This window comes from Xenorhabdus sp. SGI 60 (genome assembly GCF_056632175.1).
The window spans coordinates 2352391-2379321 of record NZ_CP196860.1; the positions used below are offsets into that span (position 1 = coordinate 2352391).

The window sequence follows — 26931 nt, forward strand, 5'->3', positions numbered from 1 at the left end:
GTGGCTGATCGCAACCAGCCGTTGCCCCTGTCCTTTGCTCAACAGCGTTTATGGTTCCTCGCTCAACTCGATCCGGCGGCCAGCCTGGCCTATCATATTCCGATGGCGTTGCGCCTGACCGGTCAGCTTCATCGCCCAGCTCTGACCCGCGCTCTTGACCATCTGGTCGCCCGCCATGAAAGCTTGCGTACCCGTTTTGTGCTGATTTCCGGTCAACCTTGCCAATATATCGATCCGGCAGATATCGGCTTTGCCCTGTCTTATCAGGATCTGCGGGCATTAACGCCAGACGCCCGTAACAACCGTATTACCGAAGTCACGGCACTTGACGCGCAGACGCCATTTGACCTGGCTCAAGATCCGTTGCTGCGGGGTCACTTGCTGCAACTGACCGATGATGAGCATCTCCTGCTGCTTACCCAACATCATATTATCTCGGATGGCTGGTCCATCGGTGTACTGCTGCATGAACTCAGTACCCTTTATCGCGCCATCCTTGACGGGCAAGATACACCTTTACCGCCATTACCCATTCAGTATGCCGACTATACCGTCTGGCAGCGAACATGGTTACAAGACGCCGTTATTACTGAACAACGTGATTTCTGGAGCAACCGGCTGGCTGGCGCACCGGCCTTACTGACATTACCCACCGACCGGCCCCGTCCTGCGGTACAAACTTATGCGGGCAGCCAGATCCCAGTCCACATTGATGCAGCATTACTGGCTTCGCTTAAAGAACTGGGACAGCGCCATCACACCACCTTATTTATGACGGTACTCAGTGCCTGGAGCATCGTCCTCGCCCGGCTCAGTGGGCAGGAGGATATTGTTATCGGTACACCGGTAGCTAACCGCCCGCATCATGAACTGGAAGGATTAATCGGATTCTTCGTCAATACGCTGGCTTTGCGTATCACGCTGGATGATGCCACCAGTGTTGCTGACTTGCTCGCCCAAGTGCGGGAACACGCTTTCGCGGCCTACGCTCATCAGGATCTACCCTTTGAACAGGTGGTGGAACTCCTCCAGCCCGAACGCAGTCTGGGTTACAGCCCAATCTTCCAAGTGATGCTGGCCTTAAACAACACGCCGCAGCACTTATCACTCCAAGCGGCCGCGTTACCTGATCTGCAACTCTCACACGTTGCGCAGGAATACCAGCGTGCACACTTTGATTTAACCTTCTCCCTGACCGAAACCGAAGCCGGTCTGGTCGGTGAACTGGCTTATACCGTGGATTTATTCGACGCCACAACCATTGAGCGCATGGTCGGTTATTTAACGAATGTGCTGACTGCCATGGTAGCCGATGAAACCCAACTGATTACCGCCCTGCCCATGCTGACGGTATCGGAGCGGCAACAACTGTTAGTGGACTTCAATGCTGCCCAGACAGATTTCCCGCAAGACGCGTTAATCCACCAATTGTTTGAAGCACAGGTCGCACAGCATCCCGATAGTATTGCTGTCGTCTATGAAGACCAAACACTGAGCTATGCTGAATTAAACCACCGCGCTAACCAGTTGGCTCATCATTTGATTGCGCTGGGCGTACAACCCGATGACCGGATTGCCATCTGTGTTGAACGTTGTCCAGAGATGGTGGTCGGCTTACTGGCTATCCTCAAGGCAGGCGCCGCCTATGTGCCGCTCGATTCGGCCTACCCCGCCGAACGGCTGGCTTATATACTGGAAGATGCCACTCCGGTGGCTTTACTGACCCAAACCATATTATGTGACAAACTGAACAGCCCCTTACCTGTGGTCTTGCTGGATAGCCCGGATAGCCGGAGCGCCTGACAGCCCGGCCGACGGATAATCCCGATGTACGCGCGCGGGGTCTGACATCCCGTCATCTGGCCTACGTGATTTACACGTCGGGTTCGACCGGCCAGCCGAAAGGGGTGATGGTCGAACACGCCAATGTCACTCGCCTGTTAGCCGCCACGCAAGCCCGTTTCCAGTTTGATGATCAAGATGTCTGGACGCTCTTCCACTCGTTTGCTTTCGATTTCTCCGTCTGGGAATTGTGGGGGGCGCTGGCTTACGGTGGCCGGCTGGTCATTGTCTCAGCAGAATGTTCCCGTTCACCGCACCGGTTCTATTCACTCCTGTGCCGTGAACACGTCACGATCCTGAACCAGACCCCCAGTGCTTTCCGTCCTCTGATTGCCGCTCAGGATGCGACTGCGCATTCCCTGCGGTGCATCATTTTTGGCGGCGAAGCGCTGGAATTACATACTCTGGCACCGTGGGTAGAGCGCAACCCGACGGCGCAAACCCGTCTGGTCAATATGTACGGCATCACCGAAATCACCGTTCATGCTACCTACCGTGAACTCACCGAAGCCGATATTCACTCAGGGCGCGGCAGTTTGATTGGTCAGCCTCTGGCGGATCTGCGGATCTATATCCTCGATACCCACAGCCAACCGGTGCCATTCGGTGTGGCGGGGGAAATCTATATCGCCGGTGACGGGGTCGCGCGCGGCTACCTGAACCGGCCTGAACTGACGGCCGATCGCTTCCTGACCGATCCGTTTTTCCCAGACTCGGCTGCCCGCCTGTACAAGACCGGTGACTGGGACGCTGGCTACCCGATGGTTCGATTGAATACCTCGGCCGCAATGATTTTCAGGTCAAGTTGCGTGGATTCCGCATTGAGCTGGGGGAAATCGAGGCCCGACTCAGCCAATGTGACGGGGTGCGTGAGGCAGTGGTGCTGGCACGCGAAGATGAGCCGGGGCAGAAACGGCTGGTCGCCTATCTGCGGCCACTGGAGGGCGTTGAGCTGTTACCGGCTGAACTGCGCCAGCAACTCGCCCAACACCTTGCCGAATATATGTTACCCAGCGCTTTTGTGACATTGGACACTTTCCCGCTCACCCCTAACGGTAAACTCAACCGTCAGGCTCTGCCTGCTCCTGATTTATCCGCGGTAGTCACGCGCAGCTATGAAGCCCCCATCGGTGAGACAGAAATCGCCTTAGCCCAAATCTGGCAAAAACTCCTGAGGTTGAAACAGGTCAGCCGCCATGACCACTTCTTTGAGCTTGGCGGCCATTCGCTGATGATTGTCAGTCTGATCGAAGAGCTGCGCAATCTGGGTTGGCAACTTGATGTTCGCAGCGTGTTTGTCGCGCCGGTCCTCATTGATATGGCTCGGACTATACGGCGTGAGGTCAGCACTTTTGTCGTGCCCCCCAACCGTATTCCCGAAGATTGCACAAATATTACGCCCGATATGTTGCCTTTGGTTGTCCTGTCCCAAACTGAAATTGATGCCATCGCTACCACTGTTCCGGGCGGCGTCACCAATGTGCAGGATATCTATCCGCTGGCTCCATTACAGGAAGGTATCCTGTTCCATCATCTGTTACAGGCACAAGGAGATAATTATCTGCTGCAAAGCTTGCTCGCGTTCGATACCCGTGAGCACCTCAATGCCTTTTTAGCGGCACTGCAACAGGTCATCGACCGCCATGATATCCTGCGCACCGCCGTTTGCTGGCAGACGCTGGCACAACCGGTACAAGTGGTCTGGCGTCAGGCACCGCTGGCGGTTAACATTTTCAACCCCGCTACAACGGGTGACGTTGTCACTCAACTCAAGCATCATACCGATCCACACCAGCATCGTATCAATTTAAATCAGGCCCCCCTCTTTGCCACCGATATCGCCTATGATCCGGCACAAGATGAATGGTTGCTGGCGCTGCGCTTTCATCATCTGGTCAGTGACCATATGACACTGGAGCTGATTCTGGCGGAAATCGCGCTTATCTTGCAAGGTAAAACGGAGAGGCTGCCAGTGGTACTGCCTTATCGCAACTTTATTGCCCAAACATTAAGTGTGCCCGTGGCAGAACATGAAGCCTATTTCCGTACCCGACTGGCGGATATTGATGAACCCACGGCCCCCTTTGGGATACTCAAGGTACACCCTGACAATAACTGCGTGACTGAGTCCCGTCTTCCTATCGCCCCTAATTTGGCCAAAGCCATCCGCACTCAGGCGCGCTTGTTTAGGGGTCAGTCCGAGTGTGCTGTTCCATGTCGCCTGGGCTCAGGTGCTGGCACACACCAGCGGGCGCGATGACGTCGTCTTTGGCTCCGTGCTATCGGGACGTCTGGCAGGTGGCGCAGGGGCTGATCGGAAGATGCATGTTTATTAATACGCTGCCCCTGCGCATCTCCCTGAGCGGGTTCACGGTACAAGATATCGTGCAGGAAACCTATCATAACCTGACTGCCTTGCTTGAGCATCAGCAAGCCCCATTGGTACTGGCACAACGGTGTAGTGGCGTAGCCCAACCAATGCCGCTGTTCAGTAGCTTACTGAATTATCGTCATGGTCAATCTGCTGAAACCGGAGGGCTTGATACTATCTGGGCGGGTATACGTACTTTAGCCGCAGAAGAGCGCACTAACTATCCTGTCACCCTGTCAGTAGATGATTTAGGCGTCAATTTCCAGCTCATCGCCCAGACAGTAGCCGGTATCGACCCAACCCGCGTAACCAACTATCTGGTCACCGCCATCAGTGGCTTAATCGATGCTCTGGTTCATGATCCACAACGGTTAGTTCGGGCTATCCCCATCTTACCGGCGGCAGAGCGGCAACAAGTGTTGGCAGATTTCAATACCACTCAGGCCGATTTCCCGCAAGACGCGTTTGATCCACCTGCTTTTTTGAGGCGCAAGCAACACAGAATCCCGATACTATCGCCGTCGTATTTGAGGGAGCAAACCCTCAGCTATGGCGAGCTTAATCGCCAAGCCAATCCGTTGGCCAATTACCTGATTGCGCTGGGGGTGCATCCAGATAATGGGTGGCGATTTGTGCTGAACGCAGTCTGGACACCATTGTGGGTTTGCTTGCCATCCTCAAGGCTGGTGGGGCTTATGTCCCACTCAATCCGTCCTATCCTACCGAACGGCTGGCCTATATGCTCGAAGATGCCGCCCCCGTGGTGGTGCTAACCCAAGAGGCACAAGTCCACAAGCTGCCCAGAAAACAGACCCGTGCCGGTAGTTTTACTGACCGTTTATTTGACAACCAAGAACCGAAGTGGGTATCACAGTCAACGGATAACCCCGACATACAAGCACTGGGACTGACATCACGTCATTTGGCCTATGTTATTTACACGTCAGGTTCGACGGGGCAACCGAAGGGGGTAATGGTCGAACACCGCAATGTCCTCCCGTCTTATCGTTAATAGCGGGTTTGCTGATATTGCGCCAAATGACTGTGTCGCCCATTGTGCCAATATCGCGTTTGATGCCTCGACCTGGGAAATTTGGTCTGCCCTGCTCAATGGGGCACGCTTGCATGTGGTTCCACCATCGGTGCTGCTAATCCGGTGGTTCTTCAATGTACTGGTAAAAGGACAGGTCACGGCACTTTGGTTAACAGCCGGTTTATTTAACGAATATCTGGATAATCTCCTTCCCCTGTTTGGGCAGTTACGTTACCTGCTTGTCGGCGGGATGTCCTCGATCCGAGAAAGATACAACAGGTGCAGTTGGCTCTGTCCCAGCCCGCGCATCTGATAAATGGATATGGTCCAACAGAAACCACAACATTTGCCGCCACCTATGCGATGACGTCCCCGGTTGATGTCACCCATTCCATTCCTATCGGCCGTCCAATTGCCAATACCCAAATTTATATTCTGGATACGTGTGGTCAGCCTGTTCCCCTCGGGTAGCGGGTGAAATCCATATCGCGGGTGATGGTGTCGCCCGTGGCTATCTGAATGGCCTGAACTCACCGCTGAACGCTTCCTGACCGATCCGTTCTCTTCCACCCCCAATGCGCGGATGTACAAAACCGGCGATCTCGGTCGCTGGCGGCCCGATGGCAATATCGACTACCTCGGCCGCAATGATTTTCAGGTCAAACTGCGCGGTTTCCGTATCGAGTTGGGAGAAATTGAGGCAGGACTGACCCAATGTGACGGGGTACGTGAGGCGGTGGTGATCGCTCGCGAAGATGAATTCGGGCAAAAGCGACTGGTGGCCTACCTGTTACCACAGAAAGATGTTGAATTGGCGCCCGCTGAACTGCGCCAGCAACTCGCCCAGCACCTCGCTGATTATATGTTGCCCAGTGCCTTTGTCACGCTGACATCCTTCCCCTGACGCCCAATGGCAAACTTGACCGTCAGGCCCTGCCGGCGCCGGATCTGGCTGCCGTGGTGACTCAGGGTTATGAACCGCCACAAGGCAGGATAGAAACCGCGTTGGCGCAAATCTGGCAGGATTTATTAGGACTGAGCGTATCAGTCGCCACGACCACTTCTTTGAACTGGCGGTCACTCGCTGATGGTCGTCAGACTGATAACCCGCATACAAGACAAATTCCTGGTCAGTATCCCTCTGACTTCGTTATTTGCTTCGCCCACATTGACAGAGCAGGCCACTGTCATTCTCTCAGCCCAAAAGAGTGTAGTAGGGGAAAACGAACTTGAGTCAATTCAGGACGATCTTGACTCACTGTCAGCAGAAGAATTGATGGCCATTTTAGGCGGGAAAGAGCCCCGCGGAGGCAGTAGATAATGACAAAGATCAATATGAATATCGATGACTTGAAACAGGCGGTTCTGGAGAAAAGACTTGCAGAACAGCTGAAAGCCCGCAGAGAACAACAGCAACCGGCATTGATTAAACCCGCGGACAGACATCACTCTCTGCCTCTTTCTTTTGCCCAGCAGCGGTTATGGTTTATCAACCAGCTCGATCCGGCGGCCAGTCAGGCTTATCATCTGCCAGTGACCTTACGCCTCACAGGCCAGCTCAACTCCCATGCGCTGAAAACATCACTTGACCGCCTGATTGCCCGCCATGAAAGTCTGCGTACCCGCTTTATCCTGGCAGAAGGTCAACCCTGCCAGCATATCGATCCGGCTGATATCGGTTTTGCTCTGTCCTGTCACGACCTGCGCCCGCTTGATCCGGCCTTACGTACCCAGCGTGTCACTGAACTCGCTGATATTGAGGCGCAAACGCCCTTCGATTTTGCCCGGGGGCCGCTGATCCGTGGGCAATTGCTACAACTGGCAGACGAAGAGCATGTGCTGTTACTGACCCTGCATCACATCATCACTGATGGCTGGTCCATCGGTGTGCTGGTGCAAGAACTGGGCACTTTTTACCGTGCGGCCCTTGACGGTCATCATGATGACCCTTTGCCCTCCCTGCCAATTCAGTATGCTGATTATACGGTCTGGCAACAGGAGCAGTTACAAGGCACAGTCTTCACTGAACAACGTGATTTCTGGTGTGCCCAGCTTGCTGGCGCGCCCGCCTTACTCACTCTCCCAACCGACCGGCCACGCCCGGCGGTACAAACCTATGTGGGCAACCAAGTGCCTGTGCACGTTGACGCAAACTTATTGGCTTCACTAAAGGAACTTGGACAGCGCCATCACACCACCTTATTTATGACGGTACTCAGTGCCTGGAGTCTCGTATTGGCTCGGCTCAGTGGACAGGATGATATCGTTATCGGCACCCCGGTTGCCAACCGTCCACACCGTGAACTGGAAGGGTTAATCGGTTTCTTTGTTAACACACTGGCTTTACGCATTACCTTCAATGATGATCTCAGTGTGGCGGATCTGCTGGCCCAGGTTCGGGAGCGGGCACTGGCCGCCTATACCCGTCAGGATCTGCCCTTCGAACAGGTGGTAGAAGCACTCCAGCCTGAACGTAGCTTAAGCTACAACCCCCTTTTTCAGGTGATGCTGGCCTTAAATAACACCCCAGCCCAAGCGTTGACCCTGCCGGGGTTGCAACTGACTACGATTGACCAGGCACATCGTAGTGCACATTTTGATTTGACCTTGTCACTGAGTGAAACCGAGGCCGGTCTGGTCGGTGAGTTGGAATATGCCACCGATTTATTCGACACCACCACCGTTGAGCGGATAGTCGGTTATTTCAACAATGTGCTGACCGCCATGGTAGCGGATGAAACCCAACATATTGCCACTTTGCCGTTACTGCCCGCCTCAGAACGGCAACAACTGCTGGTGGATTTTAATACCACTCAGGCCGATTTCCCGCAAGACGCGTTGATCCACCTGCTTTTTGAGGCTCAAGCAACACAGAATCCCGATACTATCGCCGTCGTATTTGAGGAGCAAACCCTCAGCTATGGCGAGCTTAATCGCCGAGCCAATCAGTTGGCCCATTACCTGATTGCGCTGGGGGTGCATCCAGATGATCGGGTGGCGATTTGTGCTGAACGCAGTCTGGACACCATCGTGGGCTTGCTTGCCATCCTCAAGGCTGGCGGGGCTTATGTCCCGCTCGATCCGTCCTATCCTACCGAACGGCTGGCTTATATGCTCGAAGATGCCACTCCGGTGGTGTTACTGACCCAGACAGCACAATACGACAGACTGCACGACAGCATCCCGGCAACGGTGCCTGTCATCGTGCTTGAGGCCCAGAAAACGTTACTGGAAACACAACCGACTCATAATCCGCAAGCCCATACATTGGGGCTGACATCACGCCATCTGGCTTATGTGATTTATACCTCCGGCTCGACGGGGCAGTCCAAAGGCGTAATGGTCGAACATCGTAATGTACTTCGGCTCATCATTAACAGTGGCTTTGCTGATGTTGGCTCTGACGATTGTATTGCCCATTGCGCCAATGTCTCATTTGACGCCGCCACCTGGGAAGTGTGGGCGGGCTTAGTTCATGGGGCGCGTATTCTGCTCATCCCGGAAAAGACCCTGCTACAGCCCACTCATTTTGGTCAGTGTCTGTCATCGCAAGGGGTCACTGCCCTCTTCCTGACCACAGCCCTGTTTAACCAATATGCGAATCTAATTGGGCCATCACTCGCTGGTTTACGCTATGTCCTTTCGGCGGTGAACAGGCGGATAACCGCCCTGCTATTCGTCTCAGAACCGAATATCCCCCCAAACACTTACTGCATGTGTATGGGCCAACGGAGACCACCACGTTTGCCAGTGCCTATGAAATCCCGGCCATGGAAGACGAAGACGTTGAAGGTAAAGGCAGAAAAATCCCTATCGGCCACCCCATCGCTAATACCCAAATTTATATTCTGGATACGCAGGGTCAACCTGTTCCCGTCGGGGTGGCGGGTGAAATTCATATTGCCGGTGACGGTGTGGCTCGCGGTTACCTGAATCGGCCTGAACTCACCGCTGAACGCTTCCTGCCCGATCCCTTCTCTTCGCAGCCAAACGCCCGTATGTACAAAACCGGCGACCTTGCCCGCTGGCTGCCCGATGGCAATATCGACTACCTCGGCCGCAATGATTTTCAGGTCAAACTGCGCGGTTTCCGTATCGAGTTGGGAGAAATTGAGGCAAGACTGACCCAATGTGACGGGGTACGTGAAGCGGTTGTGTTGGCTCGCGAAGATGAGCCGGGACAGAAACGGCTGGTGGCCTACCTGTTACCACTGGAAGGGGTTGAACTGGCGCCCGCTGAACTGCGCCAGCAACTCGCTCAGCATCTGGCTGACTATATGCTGCCCGGTGCTTTTGTCATGTTAGAGACTTTCCCGCTCACGCCCAATGGTAAACTTAACCGTCAGGCGCTGCCGGCCCCGGACTTATCAGCGGTTGTGGCCCGCAGCTATGCAGCCCCCGTCGGCGAGAGAGAAATCGCTCTGGCGCAGATTTGGCAAAAACTCCTGGGACTCAAACAAGTCAGTCGCCATGACCATTTCTTTGAACTCGGCGGCCATTCGTTGATGATTGTCAGTCTGGTGGAAGAACTGCGCAATTTAGGCTGGCAGCTCGACGTTCGCAATGTATTCGCCTCACCTGTCCTCGCCGATATGGCTCAGGCTACCCAGCATGGGGTCAACACCTTTGTCGTGCCCCCCAACCGTATCCCCGAAGATTGTACGGCTATCACCCCTGATATGTTGCCACTGGTTTCGCTTTCCCAATCTGAGATTGATGCTATCGTTGAGCAGATCCCGGCGGAGCAGGTAATGTACAGGATATCTATCCACTGGCCCCGTTGCAGGAAGGTATCCTGTTCCATCATCTGTTACAGACACAGGGGGATACCTATCTGTTGCAGAGCCTGCTCGCGTTCAATTCTCGCGATCGTCTCGATAGCTTCCTGAATGCCTTGCAACAGGTTATCAACCGCCACGATATCCTGCGTACGGCAGTTTATTGGCAAGGACTGGCACAGCCGGTTCAGGTGGTCTGGCGTCAGGCACCGCTGACTATCCATGAATTCATCCCGGCCACGACAGGCGATATTCCGGCTCAGTTACAGGCTCACACTGATCCGCGTCAGCATCGGATCAATTTGAACCGCGCCCCTCTCTTTGCTGCCGATATCGTCCACGATCCGCTACAGAATGAGTGGCTGCTGGCTTTACGTTTCCACCATCTGGTCAGTGACCATATGACACTGGAGCTGATTTTAGCGGAAATTGCCCAGATACTACGGGGCAATGCAAAAACACTGCCCTCGATGTTGCCCTACCGCAACTTTATTGCCCAGACATTAAGTGTGCCCGTGGCAGAACATGAAGCCTATTTCCGTAGCCAACTGGCAGATATTGATGAACCCACCGCTCCCTTCGGGATACTTCAGCGTACCCAGCGATAATAGTGTTATCAACGAACACCGTCTTCCACTTGACTCTACGTTGGCGAAGGCCATTCGCTCTCAGGCGCGTCGGTTGGGCGTCAGTCCCGGTGTCCTGTTCCATGTGGCCTGGGCGCAGGTATTGGCCCAAACCTGCGGCCGCGATGATGTGGTTTTTGGCTCCGTGCTGCTGGGTCGTTTGCAAGGCGGTGCGGGAGGCTAATCGCATACTGGGCATGTTTATCAACACCCTGCCCCTGCGTATCTCTCTGAATGGACGAACTGTACAAGAAATCGTGCAGGACACCTATCACAATCTGACCACCTTGCTGGAGCATGAGCAGGCACCGTTAGTGCTGGCACAACGATGCAGTGGCGTGGAGCAACCCATGCCGCTGTTTAGCACTTTCGTCAATTATCGCCATTCGGGTGAAACGAAAGTGGGTGAAAACGAGGGGGTTGATACCATTTGGCCAGGCATACGTACTTTATCTGCTCGTAGGAGCGTACTAGCTATCCCATTACCCGGTCAGTGGATGATTTAGGGAACGGCTTCCAGCTTACGGCCCTGACCGTCACCGAAATCGCCCCCGAACGAATCAACACCTTATCTGGCGACAGCTATCAGCGGTTCTATTGATGCTCTGGTTGACACAACTGGCAAAACAAATCCGGCATATCCCCCCGATCTTACCGGCGGCAGAGCGGCAACAAGTGCTGACCATTTTAACGCCACTCAAGTTGATTTCCCACAAGAGGGACTGATGACCAATTAGTCGAAGCACAAGCGGGCAAAATGCCAATGCAACCGCCGTCATTTGTGGCGCTCACGCTCTCAGCTATGAGAAATTGTATCGCCACGTGACTGTTTGGCAAATCACCTCATTGCGCTGGGGTTCATCCTGACTCATCGGATAGCGATTTGTGTCGAACGCAGTCTGGAGATGGTGGTGGGGTTACTCGCCATTCTTAAAGCAGGTGGTGCTCATGTCCCGCTCTATCCCGCCTTACCGTACCGAACGGTTGGCCTATATGCTGGAAGATGCGGCACCGGTGGTTTTACTGACCCAGACAGCACAATTCGACAGGTTACACCGCAATGTATCTGCGACAGTGCCTATCATCGTGCTTGATAGCCAAGAGATACATCCGATTTCCTCCCCTAATCCACGGGTACTGAACCTGACATCACAAAATCTAGCCTATGTGATCTACACCTCTGGCTCTACGGGGCAACCCAAAGGGGTGATGGTCGAACACCGCAGTGTCAATCGGCTGGTTATCAATAGTGCTTATGCAGATATCGGTACATCCGACTGCGTTGCTCATTGTGCCAATATCGCTTTTGATGCCTCGACCTGGGAAATTTGGTCTGCCCTGCTCAACGGGGCACGCCTGCATATCATTCCGCAATCCGTGCTGCTCGATCCAGAACGTTTCTGCGATTCATTGATCAAGGGGCGAGTCACCGCCCTTTGGTTAACGGTGGGTTTGTTCAACGAATATCTCGATAGTCTCAAACCCTTATTTGGTCAGTTACGTTACCTGCTTACCGGTGGTGATGTGCTCGATCCGAGGAAAATACAACAGGTACAACGGGCTGCGTCTCAACCCGTCCACCTGATTAACGGCTATGGCCCAACGGAAACGACAACATTTGCCTCCACCTACGAGATCACTTCCCCCGTGGATGTAACCCGCTCCATCCCTATTGGCCGCCCAATTGCCAATACCCGGATTTATATTCTGGATACGCGTGGTCAACCCGTTCCCATCGGGGTAGCAGGTGAAATCCATATTGCCGGTGACGGCGTGGCTCGCGGTTACCTGAACCGGCCTGAACTGACTGCCGAACGCTTCCTTGCCGATCCGTTCTCCCAGAACCCCGATGCCCGTATGTACAAAACCGGTGATATCGGGCGTTGGCTGCCTGATGGCAATATCGAATATCTTGGTCGCAATGATTTTCAGGTCAAGTTGCGTGGTTTTCGCATTGAACCCGGCGAGATTGAAGCTAAGTTAATGCAATGTGATGGCGTGCACGAAGCCATCGTTCTTATGCGCGAAGATACGCTTCTCGACAACACGGGGAGCCAGAGACGTCTGGTCGCCTACCTGATCCCCCAAACCGGTGTTGAACTGGTGCCGACAGAACTGCATCAGCAACTGGCCCAGCATCTCGCTGGCTATATGCTGCCTGGCGCCTTTGTCATATTGGAGACTTTCCCGCTGACCCCCAATGGCAAACTCGACCGTCAGGCACTTCCTGCCCCTGATGCATCCGCTATGGTCGCACGCCACTATGAAGCACCGATCAATGCAGAAGAAATCATGCTGGCCCAAATCTGGCAAGACTTGCTGGGATTAGCACGAATTGGTCGCCACGATGACTTTTTTGAACTTGGCGGCCACTCATTGCTGATCGCGCAATTAGCAACACGCATACAAGATGAATTTCTGGTCGATATCCCTATCTCCTCGTTGTTTCTTTCTCCTCAATTGGCAGAGCAGGCCGACATCATCCTTACTACCCAATTGGATGCTATAGGGAACAGCAATATTGAATTACTTGAGGACGAGCTGGATTTAATGTCAACCGAAGAATTAATGGCAATTTTAGGCGGAGACAACAACAAATGATAAGGCATAACATGAACCGCGATAATCTGAAACGTGCTGTTTTACAAAAGAAAATTAAAGAACAATTACAACATAACAAGCATCATCAGAAGCGGCCACCCATCAAACAAGCCGTCCGTGCGCGTCCTCTGCCATTGTCCTTCGCCCAACAGCGGCTGTGGTTCCTTAACCAACTCGATCCTGCCGCTAGTCTGGCCTATCATCTTCCAATAGCGCTGCGCCTGACAGGCCAACTTAACCGTGACTCCCTGACTAACGCACTCAATCATCTGGTTGCACGTCATGAAAGTCTGCGTACCCGCTTTGTTCTGAACGAAGGCCAACCCTGTCAGCATATCGATCCGGCTGACAGCGGTTTTGCCCTGTCCTGCCATGATCTACGTCGATTAGACACCAAAACGCGGGCTAGCCGTCTCGCCGAACTGACTGCCCTTGCAACACAGGCGCCTTTCGACCTAACTCAAGGCCCGCTGATCCGCGGCCAACTGTTACAACTCACGGATGAAGAACATGTGTTATTGCTGACCCAGCATCACATCATCTCTGACGGCTGGTCTATCGGGGTACTGGTGCACGAACTAGGCGCACTCTATCGTGCGGCTCTTGACAACCAGGATGATCCGCTGCCGCCACTCCCCATTCAGTATGTTGACTATGCCGTCTGGCAACGTGAGTGGTTACAAGACACTGTCCTTGCTAAACAACGCGATTTTTGGTGTACGCAACTTAAGGGCGCCCCAGCCTTGCTGACATTACCCACCGATCGGCCACGACCTTCCGTACCCACTTATGCAGGTAAACAGGTGCCTGTTCAGTTTGATGCGACCTTGCTGGCATCACTTAAGTCATTTGGACAACGGCATCACACGACTCTGTTTATGACTATACTGGCAGCCTGGAGTATTGTACTCGCCCGACTCAGTGGACAGGATGATATCGTCATCGGTACGCCAGTTGCTAACCGTCCACACCGTGAGCTTGAGGGGCTGGTTGGTTTCTTTGTCAATACGCTGGCCTTACGTGTCACTCTCAATGATGACCTTAATGTAACGGATCTGCTTGACCAGGTGCGGGAACGGGCACTTGCTGCCTACGCCCATCAGGATCTGCCGTTTGAACAGGTCGTGGAAGCACTCCAGCCTGAACGTAGCCTAAGCTACAGCCCGATCTTTCAGGTGATGTTGGCTCTAAACAATACGCCCGCCAAGACCCTGACGTTACCTGGCTTGCAACTCAGCCAAATTGAACAAGCACGCCACAGTACCCACTTCGATATGACCTTATCGCTGACCGAAACAGAATCTGGTTTGTTTGGCGAGCTGGAATATGCCGTTGATCTGTTTGATTCCTCGACGATAGAACGGATGGTCAGCTATTTGAAACGGGTACTGGTGGCAATGACAAGCGAAACCGAACAGACTATTGCCAGCCTGCCAATATTGTCAGCCTCGGAGCGGCACCAATTGTTGGTGGAATTCAACGCCACTCAAGCCGATTTCCCCCAGGACGCCCTGATCCATCAATTGGTCGAAATGCAAACTGCACAAACGCCCAATGCAACAGCGGTAGTATGTGGCGATCAGTCTCTTAGCTATGGGGAATTGAACCACTATGCCAATCATCTGGCTTATCATTTGATTACATTAGGGGTAAATCCAGATGATCGAGTCGCTATCTGTGTCGAACGCAGTTTAGAAATGGTGGTGGGGTTACTGGCTATTCTTAAAGCGGGGGGTGCTTATGTCCCGCTCGATCCCGCTTACCCAACCAGCCGATTGGCCTATATGCTTGAGGATGCGACTCCCGTCGTAGTCATCACGCAGAAAAAATTCACCGACAGACTGACCAGTTCCGCCGCTACGGTCTTTATCGACAATCTACTCAGCAGTGACAATCAATACCGCTTAAGTCAATCGATAGCCAATCCCGACGCTCAGGCACTGGGTTTAACATCAAATCATTTGGCTTATGTGATCTACACCTCAGGTTCGACCGGATCACCCAAAGGGGTTGCCATTGCGCATCGCAATACCGTGAATTTCCTGACCTGGGCCCAACGGGCTTTTCGCCCCGAAGTATTGGCTCATACTCTGTTTGCGACTTCGTTTAATTTTGATTTGTCCGTGTACGAATGTTTTGCGCCACTGATTTCTGGCGGTACGGTTCATATTGTTGCTGATACCCTGTCGTTAATCGCTGCCAAATCTGCTGCTACAGAACAGGCGATCAGCCTGATTAATACGGTGCCATCGGCCATCGCGCATTTGAGCGAGACAAATGCCATTCCCCCCACCGTTAAAGCCATTAATCTGGCGGGGGAAGCGCTGAAACCCCATATTGTCGAACATCTGTTTACCCATTCTGGTGTAGAGGATATCTGCAATCTCTATGGCCCTTCGGAGACGACAACGTATTCGACCTGGACCCGCATGAATCGGACAACAAATGTTGTTTCTCATATTGGTCGTCCCATCGCCAATACCCGCATCTATATCCTTGACGCGGCCAGACAACTTGTTCCCCTTGGAGTTACCGGCGAAATTTATATCGCCGGTGCCGGTGTGGCCCGCGGTTACCTGAATCGGCCTGAACTCACTGCCGAGCGCTTCTTAAGCGATCCCTTCGCTTCAGAACCGAACGCACGTATGTACAAAACCGGTGATCTCGGCCGTTGGCTGCCTGATGGCAATATCGAATACCTCGGCCGCAATGATTTTCAGGTCAAGTTGCGTGGATTTCGCATTGAATTAGGGGAAATCGAGGCACAACTGATGCAATGTCACGGTGTACGTGAAGCGGTGGTTATTGCCCGTGAAGATGAGCCAGGGCAGAAACGGCTGGTGGCTTATCTGCGATCGCTGGCGGGTGCCGAACTGATACCGGCCGAATTACGCCAGCAACTCGCCCAACACCTGGCCGAATATATGTTACCCAGCGCTTTTGTGACATTGGACACCTTCCCACTGAATGCTAATGGCAAGCTCGACCGGCAGGCCCTGCCTGTCCCCGATACATCTGCGGTGATCACTCGCGGCTATGCAACGCCGGTCGGAGAGATAGAAACGGCTTTAGCCCGGATCTGGCAAGATTTGCTGGGACTGGAACAGGTCGGTCGTCATGAACATTTCTTTGAACTCGGCGGACACTCATTGCTGATAGTCAACCTGATTGAACAACTGCATAACCTTGGTTGGCGACTTGACGTGCGCAGTGTGTTTGCGACCCCAATCTTAAGTGAGCTGGCGCAAGCCATTCTGACATCTCAAGACAATCCCTGCGCTTTTGAAACGCCACCCCAGCTTATCCCCGAAGGCTGTACTTCCATTACGCCAGATATGCTGCCACTGGTTTCGTTGTCCCAGGACGAGATTGATGCCATTGTCGCGACTGTGTCAGGAGGGGTCGCCAATGTGCAGGATATCTATCCTCTGGCGCCGTTACAGGAAGGCATTCTTTTCCAGCACTTATTACAGACACAAGGTGATGATTATCTGCTGCAAAGCCTGCTCGCTTTCGATACCCGCGAACGGCTTGATGCCTTTTTAGCCGCGCTGCAACACATTATCGATCGCCATGATATTCTGCGAACTGCCGCCTATTGGCAAGATCTGGCCCAGCCCGTTCAGGTAGTTTGGCGTCAGGCATCGCTGCATATCAATGTCTTCACCCCGTCCACGGAAGACGACGTATTATCCCAACCAATGCCATTACAATTACGTAACTACACAGATCCACGCCAGTATCGCCTCGATTTAAGCCGTGCGCCGCTGTTTGCCGCAGATATCGCCCATGATCCCGTACACGATGAATGGTTGTTATCTTTGCGTTTTCATCATCTGGTCAGTGACCATATGACACTGGAGCTGATTTTCGCTGAGATTGCCCACGTGTTGCAGGGAAATGCCGCCATGCTGCCTACTGCTCTGCCCTATCGTAACTTTATTGCCCGGACATTAAGTGTGCCAGTAGCAGAGCATGAAACCTATTTCCGTGACCAGCTGGCTGATATTGCTGAGCCAACCGCTCCTTACGGGGTACTCAGCGTAGCAAGCGATAATCGGACTCTCAACGAACACAGCCTGTCGCTTGATCCCACGCTGGCAAAGGCGATTCGTTCTCAGGCTCGCCGTTTAGGTATCAGTCCTGGCGTCCTGTTTCATGTCGCGTGGGCGCAAGTGTTGGCTCAAACCAGTGGTCACCACGATGTGGTCTTTGGCTCAGTATTATTGGGACGTTTGCAAGGGATCACAGGAGCCAACCGAATATTGGGCATGTTTATCAACACGCTGCCGATACGGATTACGCTGACCGGATTTAGCGTGCAAGAAGTGGTACAGGCTACCTACCACAATCTGACTCGGTTATTAGAACATGAACAGGCACCGTTATCGCTGGCACAACGATGCAGTGGCGTACCCCAACCAATGCCGCTGTTCAGTGCGTTATTGAATTATCGTCATAGTCAATCGGGTGAGATAGAAACAGCCAGTTCGGTCTGGGCGGGTATCCGCATCCTGGCAGCGGAAGAGCGAACCAACTATCCAATCACGCTATCGGTAGATGATATGGGCGTTGGTTTCCATTTAACTGCCCAAACTGTGACGAATATTGATCCGGCACGTATAACTCATTATCTGGTCACTGCTATCAGTGGTCTTATTGATGCACTTATCCATAATCCGCAGCAACCCATTCTGCACGTGCCGATCCTGCCTGCTCTGGAGCAACGACAACTGCTGACAGACTTCAATGCCACACAAGCCGATTTTCCGCAGGATGTCCTGATCCACCAACTGTTTGAAATCGAAGCAGTACAGCACCCCGCTGATATCGCCGTAGTATACGGTGAACAGTCACTCAGCTATGGTGAACTGAATCGCCGTGCCAATCGTCTGGCGCATCATTTAATCATGTTGGGTGTACGCCCAGACGATCGTGTCGCTATGTGTGTCGAACGCAGCCCAGAGATGGTGGTCGGTTTACTGGCTATCCTGAAAGCGGGAGGGGCTTATGTGCCGCTTGATCCGGCTTACCCGGCCGAACGGCTGGCCTATATGCTTGAGGATTCAGCACCGGTAGCGATACTGACCCAACTAGCCTGGCTTGATATTTTTACAGGTACTGAGTCAACCGATGCTGTTCCTCTCCTCCTGCTTGATATCCAAGATGACAGCATGGAAATGCAGCCAGATCACAACCCAGAAGTATCTGGCCTGACTCCCCGTCATCTGGCCTATGTTGTTTATACTTCTGGCTCCACTGGCCTGCCCAAAGGAGTCATGAGTAGTCATCTAGCCCTATGCAATCGGCTCTTGTGGTTCGTCCGAGACATCGCGATTCCGCCATTAATCGGGGCGCTGAAAACCAGTATCAGCTTTGTTGATTCAATCACTGAAACGTTGGGTGTACTGCTGGCAGGTGGCAAACTGGTGGTTTTCAATAACTATGAAGTGAAAGATCCCAGCCAGTTCAGTGCAGGTTTGCAGCGTTTTAATGTTAACTATCTGGTCGTTGTACCTTCACTATTAAAACTTTTAATACAGGATCATGATAATCGAATTCATCTCAAATCAGTCAGGACGTTGATTTGCAGCGGAGAACGGCTTGCACCTGAGTTAGCCCGACAGGTAGTGACAGATTACCCCTGGCTCCGTCTCCTGAATTTTTATGGTTCATCTGAAATCAATGGTGATGCCACTTGGTATGAATATTCTGCTCAGGCAGGTGTACCGGAAGTTTCCGTTATTGGTCGCCCGATCGCCAATAGCCAAAGTTATATTCTGGACCCTCACGGACAACTCGTCCCCCTTGGTGTCACAGGGGAAATCTATATCGCGGGCGTCAGCCTGGCCCGCGGTTATCTCAACCAACCGGAACTGACTACCGAACGTTTTCTTGCCGATCCATTCTCTTCAGAGCCAGACGCACGTATGTATAAAACCGGTGACCTTGGCCGCTGGCTGCCCGATGGTAATATCGAATACCTCGGCCGCAATGATTTTCAGGTCAAGCTGCGGGGCTTTCGCATTGAATTGGGCGAAATCGAGACACAACTGATGCAGTGTGATGGGGTGCGCGAAGCGGTTGTGATCGCCCGCGAAGATGAAGCAGGGCAAAAACAGTTGGTTGCCTATCTGCGTCCACGAAATGGTGCTGAACTACTGCCCGCTGAATTGCGTCAGCAACTCGCTCAACACCTTGCCGACTATATGCTGCCGAGTGCTTTTGTCACGTTAGCGACTTTTCCGTTAACGCCTAACGGCAAACTCAACCGGCAGGCGCTCCCTGTGCCGGATGCTGCTGCCGTCGTGACGCGCAGCTATGAAGCCCCCGTCGGTGAAATAGAAACTGCGTTGGCCCAAATTTGGCGAGACTTACTGGGGCTGGAACAGGTTGGCCGTCATGATCATTTCTTTGAGCTGGGTGGACACTCTCTGCTTGCCGTCCAACTTGTTGCGCGTATCCGTCAGGTGCTGGCACGGGAGTTACCGTTACAGACGCTCTTTGACCAACCGATTCTAATGGCATTAGCGCATACGTTAACTAACATGGCTACAACGACTCATACCGTTATTCCCATTGCGGATCGCAACCAGCCACTGCCTCTCTCCTTTGCGCAACAACGTTTATGGTTCCTCGGTCAGCTCGATCCGGCGGCGAGTCAAGCCTACCATTTACCTGCGGCACTACGCCTGAGCGGTTCACTGGATCGTCATGCGTTAGTGATTGCCCTTGACCGTCTGGTTGCTCGCCATGAAAGCCTGCGCACTCGCTTTATATTGATTGAAGGACAACCCTACCAACACATTGAACCTGCTGACCTCGGTTTTACCTTGTCCTGCCACAACCTGTGCCAGCTTGATCCGGCCTTGCATACCCGCCGTGTTACCGAGCTTATCGAACGCGAATCCCAAACACCTTTTGATTTCGTCCAAGGGCCACTTATTCGTGGTCAACTGCTGCAACTGGCAGACGAAGAACATATCTTGCTGCTGACCCTGCATCATATTATCACTGACGGCTGGTCGCTTGGTGTGCTGGTACGAGAACTGGGTGTTTTCTACCGTGCAGCGCTTGAGAGCGAAGAAAATCCTTTACCACCACTCCCCATCCAGTATGCGGATTATGCGGTCTGGCAACATGCTCAGCAAAAAGAAACGCCTCTGGAAACACAACGTGATTTCTGGTGTACCCAGCTTAAAGACGCGCCAGCCTTACTGACATTACCCACCGATCGGCCGCGTCCAGCCATACAAACCTATGCGGGTGACCAGATCTCTTTCCAGTTTGATACCGCGTTATTGGTATCACTTAAAGAACTTGGACAACGCCATAACTGCACCTTGTTTATGACCCTATTGAGTGCCTGGAGTATCGTATTGGCCCGACTCAGTGGTCAGAGCGATATCGTTATCGGCACCCCAGTCGCCAATCGCCCACACCATGAACTTGAAGGCGTGATAGGTTTCTTTGTCAATACGCTGGCCTTACGTGTCACATTTAATGATGGCCTCAATGTCACGGAGCTGCTCGCACAAGTTCGCGAACGATCACTTGCCGCCTATGCTCATCAGGATCTGCCTTTCGAACAGATGGTGGAGGCACTCCAGCCTGAACGTAACTTAAGCTACAGTCCCATTTTTCAGGTAATGCTGACCTTGAATAACACACCCGCCCAGAATCTGGTATTACCTGATTTGCAGCTCATCTCAATTGAGCAGGCTCACCATGGTGCCTATTTTGACATCACATTATCACTCACTGAAACCGAATCAGGTTTAGCCGGCGCTATAACCTATGCTGCTGATTTATTCGATTCAACCACGGTTGAACGGATGGTTGACTACCTGAAGAATATATTGGCGGCCATGGTTACTGATGAAACACAATGCATTGCCACTCTGCCGATAATGCCAAAATCGGAACAGCAATTGCTGACAAATTTCAATGCCACACAGATGGATTTCCCGTCAGAAATCTTAATCCATCCCCCGTTTGAAGCACTGGCCGCGCAACAACCCAATGCGCCCGCCGTGGTATTTGAAGAACAAACGATGAGTTATGGCGAACTGAACCGTCGCGCTAATCAGCTGGCCCATTATTTGATTGCGCGGGGCGTCCGTCCAGACAAGCGCGTGGCGATTTGTGTCGAGCGCAGTCTGGATATGGTGGTCGGCTTACTGGCTATCCTTAAGGCTGGCGGAGCCTATGTCCCGCTCGATCCGGCCTACCCGACTGAACGGCTAACCTATATGCTCAACGATGCGGCGCCCGTGGTCCTGCTGACCCAGAGCACGTTAGCTAACACCCTGAACAGGACAGACACCGGTTATCTCACCCTGCTGCTTGATGCGCCGGCAATGTCTCTCGCAGAACAACCGACTGACAATCCAGACACGCAGAATTTGGGGCTGACACCCCACCATCTGGCCTATGTGATTTACACGTCTGGCTCCACCGGATTACCCAAGGGCGTAGAAATGCCGCTGGCCGCCTTATCAAACTTACTGCAATGGCACCGGCACGCCCCTTCACACCCCGCCGGCACGGGCAAAACCCTGCAATTTGCCGCGCTGGGATTTGATGTCGCTTTTCAGGAAATCTTTACCACCCTGAGTGAAGGCGGCTGTCTGGTTCTGGTTAATGAAACCCGACGGCGGGTGCCGCAACAGTTTCTCCGGCTGATCCAGCAACAACAGATTGACCGCATTTTTCTGCCCTATATTGCGCTCCAGCATCTGGCTGAAGCCGCCAGTGACAGCGAAGAGGATTTTTCCTGTCTGGCGCATATCATCACCGCCGGCGAGCAATTGCGTATTACGCCGGCCATTGAACGTTTCCTGCAACGGGCTGATTGCCGGTTACATAATCACTATGGCCCGACAGAAAGCCACGTTGTCACGGCATATTCATTAGATAAGGAGATAGCGCAATGGCCAACACTGCCCCCCATCGGTCGCCCGATTGCCAACAACCGTATTTATATCCTTGATGGCAGCGGCCAGCCCGTACCTTTGGGCGTGACCGGAGAAATCTATATCGCCGGCGCTGGGGTGGCCCGTGGGTATCGAAACCGGCCGGAACTGACCGCTGAACGTTTCCTTGTTGACCCGTTTTCCCCAAATCCCAATGACCGCATGTACAAAACCGGCGACCTCGGCCGCTGGCGGCCCGATGGCAATATCGAATACCTCGGCCGCAATGATTTTCAGGTCAAACTGCGGGGGTTCCGCATTGAACTGGGGGAAATCGAAACACAGCTGATGCAATGTCACGGGGTGCGCGAAGCCGTGGTGATTGCCCGCGAAGAGGAGCCTGGCGAGAAACGGCTGGTGGCCTATCTGCGGCCGCTGGCGGGCGCTAAACTCATGCCGGCTGAACTGCGTCAACAACTCGCCCGACACCTGGCCGACTATATGTTACCCAGTGCTTTTGTGATACTGGAAACTTTTCCACTCACGCCCAATGGCAAACTCAACCGTCAGGCCCTGCCTGCACCGGATGCGTCGGCCGTGGCAACGCGCCGCTATGAAGCGCCAGCCGGTGACACAGAAACCGCACTGGCCCAAATCTGGCAAGACTTGCTGGGGCTGGAACGGGTTGGCCGCCATGATCATTTCTTTGAGCTGGGCGGGCATTCTTTGCTTGCCGTCCAGCTTGTCGCCCGTATCCGTCAGCGACTGGCGCGGGAATTACCGTTACAAACCCTGTTTGCTCAACCCGTCCTGCTGGCGCAGGCCCAGACGCTGACAGAAACGGCCACTCTCACACAAACCGTGATCTCCCCAGCTGATCGCAGCCAGCCCTTGCCTTTATCCTTTGCTCAACAGCGGTTATGGTTCCTCGGTCAGCTCGATCCGGCAGCGAGTCAAGCCTACCATCTCCCTGCGGCGCTACGCTTGTCCGGTTCACTCAATCGCCATGCCCTGATGACGGCGTTTGATCGTCTGGTGGCTCGGCATGAAAGTCTGCGGACACGTTTCGTGCTGGTTGCAGGCCAACCCAGCCAGCAAATCGCCCCGGCGGATATCGGTTTTGCCCTGTCCTGTCAGGACTTGCGTCAGCTCGATCCCACTTTGCATATCAAGCGGGTAACTGAACTCGCGACCCTTGAAGCCCAGACTCCCTTCGATTTTGCTCAAGGCCCCCTGATCCGCGGTCAACTGCTGCAACTGGCGGATAAGGAACACGTGTTGCTACTCACACAACACCATATTATTACCGACGGTTGGTCTATTGGCGTGCTGGTACGAGAATTGGGGATTTTCTACTGTGCGGCACTTGATGGCAATGAAGATCCTTTACCACCACTACCCATTCAATATGCTGATTATGCGGTCTGGCAACATGAACAGTTAAAAGCAACCACCCTCGCTGCACAACGTGATTTCTGGTGTACTCAGCTTGAAGGCGTACCGGCCTTACTGACGTTACCCACCGATCGGCCACGCCCAGCCATACAAACCTATATCGGTGGCCAAATCTCTTTCCAGCTTGATACCACCTTATTGACGTCACTGAAGGAACTTGGACAGCGCCATAACACTACGCTGTTTATGACCCTATTGAGTGCCTGGAGTATCGTGCTGGCCCGACTCAGTGGACAAGATGATATCGTTATTGGTACTCCAGTCGCTAACCGCCCGCATCATGAGCTTGAAGGGTTGATAGGGTTCTTCGTCAATACGCTAGCCTTGCGCGTTACATTCAATGATGAACTCAGTGTGGCTGATCTGCTTGCACAAGTTCGCGAACGGGCGCTGGCCGCCTACGCCCATCAGGATCTGCCTTTCGAGCAGGTGGTAGAAGCCCTCCAACCTGAACGTAGTCTGGGCCACAGCCCGCTCTTCCAGGTGATGCTGGCCTTAAATAATACGCCAGCCCAAACTCTCATCTTGCCTGAACTACGGCTCACACCATTTGAACAGACGTATCACACCACTCATTTTGATTTGACATTATCACTGGCAGAAACTGAAGCAGGTTTAACCGGCGCCTTGTCCTATGCTACCGCGCTGTTCGATGCTGCAACTGTTGAGCGTATGATCAGTTACTTAACCAATATACTGATGGCGATAGTGGCAGATGAAACACAACGCATTGCTGCCTTGCCGATGCTGCCGGAATCAGAACAGCAACAGCTATTGATAAATTTCAACGCCACTCAAACGGATTTTCCGCAAGATGCCCTGATCCACCAACTGTTTGAAACTCATGCAGAACAGCATCCTGATACTCTTGCTATTGTCTATGAAGGCCAGACACTGAGCTATGGTGAACTCAACCGCCGCGCCAATCGGCTGGCCCATTATTTGATCACGCTGGGTGTGCGCCCGGATGATCGGGTAGCGATTTGTGCTGAACGCAGTTTAGACACAATCGTCGGCTTACTGGGTATCCTTAAGGCTGGCGGGGCTTACGTCCCTATCGACCCAAACTATCCGACTGAGCGGCTGATCTATATGCTTGAGGATGCAAGACCCGTGGCCTTGCTAACGCAAACAACACAGGTTAACCGACTGGACAACACCATACCCAAAGTATTGCTTGATGCACCAGATCCATGTTTGGCAACGCAACCGACCCACAACCCGCAAGCACATACACTGGGACTCACGTCACGCCATCTGGCCTATGTGATCTATACGTCTGGCTCAACCGGCCAGCCGAAAGGAGTGATGGTCGAGCACCGCAGTATCAATCGGCTGGTGATTAATAATGCTTACGCAGATATCGGTGCGCACGACTGTGTCGCTCATTGTGCCAATATCGCTTTTGACGCCTCAACCTGGGAAATCTGGTCTGCCCTGCTCAATGGAGGATGTCTGTACATCGTTCCACAATCTGTACTACTCGATCCGGCTCATTTCTGCACTTCCCTAATGAAGGGGCACGTTACCGCCCTTTGGTTAACGGTGGGCTTGTTCAACGCCTATTTCGATAGCCTCAAGCCCCTGTTAGGGCAATTGCGCTACCTGCTTATTGGCGGCGATGTGCTCGATCCCAGGAGGATACAGCAGGTGCAATTGGCTAAGTCCCAACCTGTACATTTCATTAATGGCTATGGTCCAACGGAAACCACGACGTTTGCTGCAACCTACGAAATGACTGCTCTTATTGATGCAACCCGTTCTATTCCTATAGGCCGCCCGATTGCCAATACCCAGATTTATATTCTGGATGCACATAGTCAACCCGTTCCCATCGGTGTTACTGGTGAAATCCATATCGCAGGCGCTGGCGTGGCCCGCGGTTATTTGAATCGCCCTGAACTGACGGCCGAACGTTTTCTCACTAATCCGTTCTCTGCGGAGCCAGACGCCCGCATGTACAAAACCGGCGATCTCGGCCGCTGGCTGCCCGATGGCAATATTGAATACCTCGGCCGCACTGATTTTCAGATCAAGCTGCGTGGCTTCCGCATTGAACTGGAAGAAATCGAAGCCAGACTCAGCCAATGTGACGGGGTACGCGAAGCGGTGGTGCTGGTTCGTGAAGATACGCCCGGTCAAAAACGACTGGTCGCCTATTTACGGCCGCAGGAAAGAATTGAGTTGCTGCCAACCACACTGCGCCAGCAACTTGCCCAATATCTTGCCGACTATATGCTGCCCAGTGCCTTTGTCTCGTTAACGACTTTTCCGCTAACCCCTAACGGCAAACTCGACCGACAGGCGTTACCTGTTCCCGATCAGTCCGCTTTCGTGGTGCGTGGCTATGAATCGCCTATCGGCAAGACAGAAACCGCTCTGGCCCAAATCTGGCAGGATTTGTTAGGACTGGAAAAAATCAGTCGTCATAATCATTTCTTTGAGCTTGGCGGGCACTCGCTGCTCGCTATACAGTTGTTGAATCGTATGCGTGAACAAAATATGCAGGTTTCACTGACCACCCTGTTCGCCCATCCAACCTTATGTGATCTGGCCCTGGCTACTAAGGAGCACTTCGTCATGCCTGTATCCCCATTTGATGCAAACCCTGTCCCACTCAGCCCGGCAGGTTCCTTGCTCCCTTTATTCTTAGTGCACGAAACTTCCGGCGATCCCCTGGTGTATTCTCCCCTGGCTGCCTTACTACCCCCTGAACTTCCCGTCTATGCTTTACAGGCGCTTGGCATCCATACATTGGCACACCCTCCGATGTCGATTGAAGCACTTGCCGCCTGCCATATTCAGGCCATTCGCCGCCTCCAACCCCAAGGACCTTATCGTCTGATGGGCTGGTCGATTGGCGGGTTGATTGCCTATGAAATAGCCCAACAATTAACCTGTGAGGGTGAGACAGTCGCGTTTCTTGGTATGATCGATTCCTATTATCACACCCATAAAGACAGTGATGACTTCTCTATAGACGAAGAAGCAAGGCGAATAGAATTAATCATTAACGCACTGCGTACTCAAAAAATGATTGGCGATGAGGAAGCGTTAGCAGAGCTGCACAGCCTCAGTGATCTGGAGCAAGTGCTTGATCACTGTATCGAACGCCAATGGCTGTCGGCGGGCATCACGCGCGAAGATATTCTTCTGCGTTTCTATACCGCCGAGATGATTACACAGCTTGGTCAGGGATATATCGCGCAAAAATCCACCTTACCTGTCTACCTCTATACTGCGGAGGAGTTAGTCAACGGCGACAGTTGGCACGGCTGGCATGACATTGTCGGTCACGATTCGGTGCTCC

3 pseudogenes are annotated in these 26931 nt (G+C 53.1%); all 3 read left to right on the forward strand.

Annotated features, from left to right (window positions below):
* Positions 1-6567: pseudogene (locus ACSJJG_RS10960) on the forward strand (amino acid adenylation domain-containing protein).
* Positions 6567-13251: pseudogene (locus tag ACSJJG_RS10965) on the forward strand (amino acid adenylation domain-containing protein). Before ACSJJG_RS10960 ends, ACSJJG_RS10965 begins: the two co-directional pseudogenes overlap by 1 nt.
* A pseudogene (locus ACSJJG_RS10970) lies at positions 13248-26627 on the forward strand (amino acid adenylation domain-containing protein); the annotation flags it as partial. The pseudogenes ACSJJG_RS10965 and ACSJJG_RS10970, both read left to right, overlap by 4 nt.
* Between the last annotated feature and the right edge of the window lie 304 nt (positions 26628-26931).